The organism is Geminocystis sp. (assembly GCF_041753295.1).
Classification (GTDB): domain Bacteria; phylum Cyanobacteriota; class Cyanobacteriia; order Cyanobacteriales; family Cyanobacteriaceae; genus Geminocystis.
In genome coordinates this window covers 22471-31764 of sequence record NZ_JBGSUU010000072.1, presented here as the reverse complement: position 1 = coordinate 31764, position 9294 = coordinate 22471, and the positions used below count along the sequence as shown (strand labels likewise).

Below are 9294 nucleotides of genomic sequence, written 5' to 3'. Positions count from 1 at the left end.
AAGTTACGAGCGATCGCTCGTCGGCTCTGGTACACAGCACGCCTCTGTGATAATTTAAGAGAGTAATAAAGATACGTGCGCGTAGCGTGCCTTCGGCATCACCTTATCTAAAAATCATACTTTAATTCAGCAACGCCAATTAAATTTATAGAAAAAGGCGGATTTTATTTATTATATATTTATGTTTATTATGAAGAATTAGAACGGGGTTTAAAATTTGTTAAGCAAAATAAAAAATTTATCAAAACATATTTTTTAAAAGATATTAGCCCGAAAGTAAGAAGAACATCAACAAATCAACTTCAAATAAATATCTCTGCTGAACCAATTTATCGTACAAGAGATGAATTTATTGAACTTTTAATGGAAAAAGTGAGAGAAGGTTTAATGAGACAACTTCAAAAAGCAGAAAAAAGATTGAAAGAAATTGAGGAGAAAAAACTATTATTAAAACAACAAAATGCTCTCTCTGAAAAGATTATTTCACAAAAGATACAATAAATTCTTGAATTAATTTAATTTCTTGATTATCTAATTCGTAATAGTCAAATAATAATTTATCAATTTTATTTTTGTAAGTTTCTGTCATATCAGGATATTCGTAAATATGATCAACTAATTGAACTATTTGTTGCTGTAAATTATAATTATTTGGAATAAATATTTGATAAAGATCAGCAATTTTTATCTGTGGTTGTTTTCCCTTGTTATAGCGAATAATTCTGCGTTGTTGAGCAAAAAAAGTATAAATATTGGAGTTAATTAAACCGCATAAATATTTTAAAAAGAAAATACTTTCAGAACTTTTATCCCTAAGACTAAATACATATAAGCTATTATTGCCCGAACTAGGATTAGGATCATATGTCGCTATTAATTCTTTTGCAGATTGGCGAATATAAACTTTAGGATTATCATAAATAATCATTTCACCTAAACCAATTCTTTTTTTATTTTTAATTCCTAAAATAGTCAATTCTTTTTTCAATTTATTATTAATATTATCTTGTACCAATTTATCATAATAAAAATATATGTCATGAATCGGTTTTGAATATTTATATTTAATACTATGAGAACCACGATAATAAGGATAAGTTTTTATATCATCATCATTTTGTAAAATATGGTTTCCTGTAAATCTATTTTCCATATTTAAAAGCATTGCACAAGTACGCAAATTTTTGTGAGGGTAAATATATTTTAAAGTAGGATCTTTTTTATCGTATATTTTATTAATTATTTTAGTTAAATTTGGAGAATTTGGTAGTCTAAATCTAAATTCATCATCGGGAGAATCCCAATCAGATTGAGAGATAAAATTAATAGTATTTATTTCTAAGTTAACTATCTTTATTTTATTAGTTAGACTTGGTTTTTGTTTATTTATTTCTATAATTATTTGTCCACTTGTAACTTTATCGAAAACTTTTAAGTTATAAATAAGACTTTTTATAGTGTAATTCTCGACTAGATATTTTCTACAATGTTGATATGCAGTTTCTAAAAAAGCAATATCAATTATGAAAGATAGTGTACCATTCTCCTGTAAGAAATTAAGACTTTGCTCGATGAAAAGCATTATATAATTTATTTTTCCATTTTTTATATTACTAGGAAATTGTTGATAGTTTTCTAAATAAAATATTCTTTGATTCTCGTTTTTTTTCTGATCTCGTCTTCCATATAATGATATATAGGGAGGATTTCCTATTACATAATCTAATTTCCCATACATGGTAGTAAAAATTTGAGAAAAAGTAGAAAATAAATCTAATTTAATTAACGTAAAATCTAAGCAATAATAATTAAAATTTCCCTCAAATTCATAATCAAATAAAAATTTATATAATCTAGATATATTTTCTTTAGTTTTGTTGATCATATCTTCATCAATATCTACAAAGTAAAGATTTTGTTCAATAAAATTTTGAATAATTGTTTTTTCCGGTACAATTAGATAGGCTTTGAGAATAATTCTAAGTAAAAAAATTCCTTCTCCACAACATGGGTCTAAAATAATTTTATTAAATAAAGTTTGATCATGAGGTAAGGATTCTAATATTGTATCAATAGTAGGAATACAATTAGTGAAAAAAACTCCATTTGTCTTTTTATTTTCATCACCCAAAATACTTAATGATTTTTTTTGTTGATGAACAAAATAACTAAAAATTTCTTCAATATTTACTTTGTTTACTTTTTGATATAACATAAATAATTTACTAAAGTTAATGAAAAATTTTTGTTAATAAAATTCGATCAAGATTTCTCATTAGTAGCACATATTTTTGATGAACGCAACCAAGTCGTTAAAGATATGGTGGCTATGGTAATTGAAAAAGCGAAACGCAATAACCATTGGTATTTATGGACAAGAGCCCAGCGATTACCCTGAATTTGCCCGTTTCTTAGTGGAATTAGCCATTGATTCCATGAGTGTAAATCCTGATTCTTTATTGAAAACGTTGCTTGAGATTATCAAATTAGAAAAAAGGTTAGACGCTAATAAATAGTCTATAGGTTGCACTTTATTTAACTCAACCTACTTTTTATGACTTTTGTTAATTTTTAGAGATGTCTAAAGAAGACCATGCTTGTATCGCTTCAGGAACTATAGGCGAAACTAGATCTATTATGGCTTGAGCATAAGCACCAATTTCACTTTGAGCACCTTCACCCGCTCTTAAATCAATAAAATGTAGCAAAGATTGTAAAGAAGCAGTCCAAACCCATGAAGTATAAACAGAAGGAATCAAAACACCCCTAGCCTGTTCTCTTCCCACTCCCAAGGCTAATAGTTTAGAATATGCCTCGTAACTAGCTTCACATTGTTGTTGATAAATAGCAATAGCTAAGTTATTTTGACTTTCTTCTAAACTACCAGAAGTTGCTTGTTTGTTACTTTTGGCTTGTTGTTTAAAAATTGTGGGAATATAAAATTCATTGCTGTCATCGATAGCTACATAACGGAAACTCTTTTCATTCCATCCTAGTTGTTCATCATTATGATTACTAGCAATAACGTGTTTCCACCACTGACGACAAATATACAACGGAGCTTTTACTTTAAACTTAAAAATAACGCCTCGAAATGGACTGGTATGATTATGAGTTATTAAATATTTAATTAACTTAATATCTTGATCCTGTAACTGTGACGAAGTTTTTTCAAAAGAGGCTCTAGCATCATTAACAATACTTAAATCATTCCCCATAGAATCGATAAGTTCAATTCTACTTTTTCCATCCTTTAAAGGATCTATATAACCCATTATATTTTTCTATTTATTATAAATATGTACCGAAAATAAAAGTGATTTTAAAATTAATAATTAATGGTCAATTATTTTTACAATTATCGATCATCTCCATCTCCTTGCAAAGTATTATTAACTTGTCGATGAAGCAATTTTTGGATATTTTTTTCCATGACTTCTTCAGGATTTAAACCTAATTCATCACATAACCTTGCCCAATACCACATCACATCACCTAATTCTTTAATTAGCTTATCTTTAGCTACATCTAAATCATAATCTTTGCGGATATATTTTTTGACAACACCACTAACTTCTCCAGCTTCAGAAGCTAAACCTAAAGTAAGGTATTCTAAGAAAGTATCTTGAGGATAAATTGCAGTTTTTTTAGTTAATAATTGATATTCTTGAACATTCATAAAAATAGTTAATAATTAGTAATTAGTTATGAGAAATTAGTTTTCTCCTTGTTATTTTTAGCGACGAGGAAAACGACGACGTTGCAAAAATTCAGGAATATCTAAACCTGATGTAACATTATTAGGATCTGAATTGGAGGTATTATCAGTATTTGGGTTATTCACGGGATTAACCAAAGTATCTGGTTTTGGTGTGGTGATAGTTTTTCTCGGTGGATTGATTTTAGCTTCTCCCGAAAAACCCGTAGCAATAACGGTTATTCTCACTTCTCCCTGCATCTTTTCATCAATAACAGCACCGAAGATAATATTAGCATTAGGATCAACGATTTCGTAAATAGTTTCTGCAGCGGTATTTACTTCATGTAAAGTTAAATCACTTCCACCAGTAATATTTAAAACTACCCCTGTCGCTCCTTGAATAGAAGACTCTAATAAAGGGGAAGAAATAGCCGCTACAGCACCTTCTTTAGCACGGGATTTCCCTGAGCCTATACCGATGCCCATAAGTGCAGATCCAGCATCAGCCATGACGGCTCTAACGTCCGCAAAATCAACGTTTACCAGTCCGGGTATAGTAATAATATCAGAAATTCCTTGAACACCTTGTCTGAGGGTATCATCAGCCATACGGAAAGATTCTTGTAAGGGAGTTTCCGCAGGAATTACCGATAATAACTTATTGTTAGGAATAACGATTAAAGTATCAACCTTGCTTTCTAAGGCAGAAATTCCTTCATCAGCTTGAGTAGTACGGCGACGACCTTCAAAAGTAAAAGGACGAGTTACAACTCCGACGGTTAAACACCCCATTTCCTTGGCTATTTCTGCCACAATGGGGGCAGCACCCGTACCTGTACCACCGCCCATTCCTGCTGTAATAAACACTAAATCAGTATTTTCTAAGGCTTTAGCAATTTCATCTCTGGATTCTTCCGCCGCTTTTTGCCCGATGGCTGGATTTCCTCCAGCGCCTAACCCTCTAGTGAGTTTTTGTCCGATTTGTAAGCAATATGTAGCCATGGATTGAGCTAAGGCTTGGGCATCGGTGTTTATTTGCCAAAATTCAACCCCTACCACATTACCTTGTATCATGCGATTGACTGCATTACAACCACCACCACCAACTCCGATTACTTTTATTTGGGCTACGTTACTAGGTATAATTATATTAGAATTCATATTTTGTTCTTGTGACTCGTTTCCTTGTCTAACTTTTTTCCCTTGACGAAGGGGAGGATTATTGCGATTAATAGGTTTATGTGCCGATGGTTCGAGATATTCTGCTAAGTTTAAATCAGATTCATTCATTGTTGGTTAGTTGTGATTTGCCATTAGTTAGGTTGTAAGATACAGGGTAAGAATTTAGAATGAAAAATATCCATAAAGCTAAAATTTAGCTGAGGAATCAGAATTAATAATAATAGTAATTTTAAAGAATAATCAATATATTTTAGGACTGATACTGAGCAAAATTATAACTCAACTGGTAAATCTTTTCATGTAAGTAATTATTGTTATGCACTTTACATAAACTTTATAAACGAAAAAACTTGACTAATTCTGTTAATTTATCCCATGGTGCACCACTAACAAGAATTTCACGACTTTTTTCTATACCTTGAGAGTGATTTCCCATAGGTATTAAACCAGATACTTGTAAAGCGAGGGAAGCGTTTAAAATAACGACTTCAGATTGTGGTTTTGTCCCTTTCCCTTGAAGTACTTTTTTGAGAATGTCGGCATTTTCTTCCACATTACCACCTTTTAAAGACCAAAGAGATGCAGGAGTAAGATTTAACTCTTGAGGATTAAGGGTAGTAACAGTAATATTACCATTGTTTAGGAAAGCCAAATCTGTTATATCTCCTAATCCAGCCTCATCAAGTTTTTCCCTACCATGTAAAACCATAGCTTTTTCTAAGGATAGATATTGTAAAGCCTGAGTCATGGGCTCGATAAACTGACTAGAGTACACTCCAACTACTTGTCCCGTAGGTTGTAAAGGATTGACTAAAGGACCTAATAAATTAAAGATAGTTCTAATATTCAACTCTTTGCGTATTGGTGCAACGAATTTCATGGCAGGATGCCATCCTGGGGCGAATAAAAAAGTAATTCCTACTGCGTTTAATGCCTTTTTATATACACTTTCCTCTGCGTTTAGCTTGATCCCTAAATATTCTAACACATCAGCAGATCCTACTTTACTAGAAGCAGATCGATTACCATGTTTTGCCACTTTTACACCAGCAGCCGCAGCGACAAATGCCACGGCGGTGGAAATATTAAAAGTAGAAGATCCATCACCTCCTGTACCACAAGTATCTATCACAGGATAATCATGAGTGATATTTTCTGGTTTGTGACATTGACTTTGTAATACTTGAGCCATTCCTGCTAATTCTGTAGCACAAACTCCTTTAGCTTGAATAGCCGTAAGAATTGCCCCAGATAACACAGGAGAGATTTCTTCTTTTAACCATCCTTGCATTAATTCTCCTGCTTGTGCTTGAGTTAAGGATTGTTTATCTAAAAGTTGAGTGAGTAAATTTGACCAATTAGTACTCATTAATGTTTATTAAACTATAGTTATGTTGCTTATCCTATCATTGACATTAACTCAAATCAACTATTAAATTGACTTTAGATAAAAAATTTTACTGCACATTTTCTACATAATTATGGCATTAATAATTAATACTTGATAAAGTTATCTAAAAGACTAAAATAGAATTAGTACTTTACTATTGTATTAATAATGGAATGAAAAGCACCACTAACAGCACAACAACAAGATTTTTTAACTCGTTTAACCTTGGGGAAATTGCTTATTTGTGAAGAAAATTATCTACATAGTGAAGTAACTTTTATCAAAAAAGAAATTATCGAAAAAATTAAAGTAGAATCAATTTTAGAATCAGAAGATATTGCGAATAAATATAATTTAACTTATCCTTTAAAAGAAGTTTTAGAAACAATTTTTTATCGTAAATTAGGAGTAGAAGCCTTTTTGTCGAGATTTGGTCATTTAGTGTGGTTAGATAATAATAAATATCATCAAAATTCTGAAACTAATTTGGTAAATAGTCATTTTCTAGTCAAAAAAGCTACTCATATTAAAATTTTAGTTAAAACTTTTCAAGGTAATGTTAATGAAACTAAATTAAATTTAACCCTCTCAGAAATTAAAGCTCATCAAATTATAGTTTGCTTGATTTGCCCTAATAAATTTCAAGTTAATATCAAAGAATATTCGATAATTAATTTAGGTTTTACTACGATAGATTTATTAAATAACAACGATAAAAAGAGTAATATAATCAATATAATTTCTTCTAATTTACTTTATATGGGAGGATTAAGTTATTATATTAACGAAGTTTTGCCTGTTAATTATCCTTTATTACAATTTGCTAAAAATTTTTTCAAAAAAGGTAATTATAAAGAAGCTATTATTTTATATGATAAAGCCTTAAAAGAAAATAAAACTATTCCTAATACTTATTTATTACGAGGAATCTGTAAATATAGATTAGGAGATAAACAAGGTGCATTAAGTGATTTTTCTCAAGTAATTGAATTTAAAAATAATAATGGTTTAGCTTATCATTGGCGAGGATATATATATCAAGATTTAGGTAATTATGAAGAAGCATTAAAAAATTATAATCAAGAAATAGTATTTAATAATTTAAGTTTTTTTGCCTACTATAAAAGAGGTTTAATTTATAGTAAATTGAATAGATTAATTGAGGCATTAGAAGACTATAATATGGCCATAAAAATTAATAATAGTTTTTTTCAAATATTTTATAATCGAGGTGGTATTTATTATCAATTAGAAGATAAACAAAGTGCCATAGAAGACTATAAAAAAGCCTTAGAAGTTAATCCTAATTTGGTAGAGGCTTATTATAATTTAGGGATAATATATCAAGAGTTAGGTAATTATCCAAAGGCAATAAAAAGTTATCAACAAGCTATTCGTCTTAATTCTTTTCATATTAAATCTTATTATAATTTAGCTATTTTACAAGCAAATTTAGGCTTATATCAACAGTCGATAAATAGTTATGAAGAAGTATTAAAAATAAAACCTAATTTTATGGAAGCGATTTCAAATCATCAATCATTATCTTTATTACTCAAACATGAAGGGAATCTAATTATAGAGAAAAAAAATATTCCTTCATCGTCTCAAAAAAATCCAAAAATAATTAATATTAATTCTTCTGTGAATAAAAATACAAATCCTTCTATAAATAAACCATAATTTTTAATAGTTAAAAGGTTTTTGTAATTGAGATTGTAAAGATATTTCTTCACTATAAAAGATTCCTTTAGTTAAATTTTCTTTAATATCACCTAAATTTTTATCTAGGGAAGGAAATATTAACCAACGACTACCATTAGCTAATAATGACAAGGAATTAATATCTTGAGATAACCAAATTACGGGAGTAGTAGGAATTTCTGTGGTTATTGTTACTCCATAATTAATTCTGGCAAGGGTTTCTAACATTACTTGACTACCGTGAATTAAACCTATATCTGCTGTCCATAATTTTACATCTAATTGTTGATGGCTACAATAAAAATACATAGAAGCTGCTGCAATTACGGCTTCTTCAAAATATTTGTCTTCCCACTGACAAGAGTTATCTAAACAAAGAATAATCTCTTCTCCTCCAGTAATAGTTTCTAATTCTCTTACTTGTAAATCTCCGAAACGGGCGCTACTACGCCAATGTATCAACCGAATTGCGTCACCGTAACGATATTGACGTAATGTTTTGGTTACTCCTTCTGTAGAATTTTGATAAACCTTATCACTTTGTCTTTGTCTTGCTTCTTGATTACCAATATTATCTATTAATGGGCAGGTTTGTAAGGGTAAAATTTGAGGGTAAACAATCGCTTTAGCTTCTACGGATTTTTGCCTACTACTATAAAATAATCCAAAAGGTGCAGCAGTTTTTAACTGTATATTTTGCCAAGGATAAATTCCTCTTTTTTTCGTAGGATAATAAGATACTATTTTAATGTCACTTTTTGTGGGGATACATTCAAGATGATTAGTGATTTTCTTAGATAAATTTAAGGGAATTTCGTCGTTAATTTCTATTAAATTCTTAGATTTTTTTGTCAAATTACTTATTATTAATTCAACGGTTAATTCATCTCCAGCGCTAACAGCTTTTATGGGTAATCTTTTTATTTCAATTCCTTTGAGATTTCGTATCGAAACAACAAAATTTACCCCTAATAAAGATAGTAAAATACCACTTAAAACATAAAGCCAACCTGCCATGGTATTACTTGCCGCACCAAAAAAACTTAAAGCAATTCCAATTAATACCCAACCACTATAAGCAGGAATTGCCCAATGATTTTCTAACCATTTAGTTAAGGAAAATGTAGAATTATCATGGGGTAACTTTTGGGTATTCATAAAATTTTTTTTGCTCTTTTACTTCTCATCGTGATAAATTATGTCTTAAAAAAGGTGTCAGGTGTTAGGTTAAATTAAAAGGGTAAATTTATAACAATTACATTTTTAAAATTATCAAACTATTATATATCAAAACTTTTAATGATTATTTACTCCTCAA

Annotated in this window: 8 protein-coding genes and 1 pseudogene; 3 read left to right on the top strand and 6 right to left on the bottom strand. The window is 29.8% G+C overall.

The features are described from left to right. The first annotated feature begins 138 nt into the window (after positions 1-138). A complete protein-coding gene (locus tag ACEW8E_RS08210; protein ID WP_373479858.1) occupies positions 139-501 on the top strand; it encodes a hypothetical protein in 363 nt (120 codons plus the stop codon). Here the strand turns inward: ACEW8E_RS08210 and ACEW8E_RS08205 are convergent. After that, on the bottom strand, positions 479-2215 hold the full coding sequence (locus ACEW8E_RS08205; RefSeq protein ID WP_373479856.1) for an Eco57I restriction-modification methylase domain-containing protein: 1737 nt from the start codon (positions 2213-2215) through the stop codon (positions 479-481). The genes ACEW8E_RS08210 and ACEW8E_RS08205 overlap by 23 nt on opposite strands. A 51-nt stretch (positions 2216-2266) precedes the next feature. On the opposite strand from ACEW8E_RS08205, the pseudogene ACEW8E_RS08200 reads away from it, so the two are divergent. Continuing rightward, positions 2267-2516, top strand: a pseudogene (locus ACEW8E_RS08200) (putative PEP-binding protein); the annotation flags it as partial. 48 nt (positions 2517-2564) lie between these two features. Here ACEW8E_RS08200 and thyX read toward each other — a convergent pair. From thyX to trpD, 4 genes are all read right to left on the bottom strand, one after another. Then, positions 2565-3275 carry an FAD-dependent thymidylate synthase gene (gene thyX / locus ACEW8E_RS08195; protein ID WP_373479855.1) on the bottom strand — a complete coding sequence of 237 codons (711 nt, stop codon included), beginning with the start codon at positions 3273-3275 and terminating at the stop codon, positions 2565-2567. An 83-nt stretch (positions 3276-3358) separates the two neighbouring features. Continuing rightward, positions 3359-3679 carry a nucleoside triphosphate pyrophosphohydrolase family protein gene (locus ACEW8E_RS08190; RefSeq protein ID WP_373479854.1) on the bottom strand — a complete coding sequence of 107 codons (321 nt, stop codon included), beginning with the start codon at positions 3677-3679 and terminating at the stop codon, positions 3359-3361. Between the two features lie 57 nt (positions 3680-3736). Continuing rightward, entirely contained in the window at positions 3737-4990 is a 1254-nt protein-coding gene (ftsZ, locus tag ACEW8E_RS08185) for a cell division protein FtsZ (RefSeq protein ID WP_373479853.1), read from the bottom strand. Positions 4991-5216: 226 nt separating this feature from the next. After that, positions 5217-6251, bottom strand: coding sequence for an anthranilate phosphoribosyltransferase (gene trpD, locus ACEW8E_RS08180; RefSeq protein WP_373479852.1), 1035 nt, complete (start codon positions 6249-6251; stop codon positions 5217-5219). Between the two features lie 255 nt (positions 6252-6506). On the opposite strand from trpD, the gene ACEW8E_RS08175 reads away from it, so the two are divergent. Then, positions 6507-7955, top strand: a complete 1449-nt coding sequence (locus ACEW8E_RS08175) for a tetratricopeptide repeat protein (protein WP_373479851.1) — start codon at positions 6507-6509, stop codon at positions 7953-7955. Positions 7956-7958: 3 nt separating this feature from the next. Here ACEW8E_RS08175 and ACEW8E_RS08170 read toward each other — a convergent pair whose 3' ends face one another. Beyond that, positions 7959-9134, bottom strand: a complete 1176-nt coding sequence (locus ACEW8E_RS08170) for a DUF58 domain-containing protein (protein ID WP_373479850.1) — start codon at positions 9132-9134, stop codon at positions 7959-7961. Between the last annotated feature and the right edge of the window lie 160 nt (positions 9135-9294).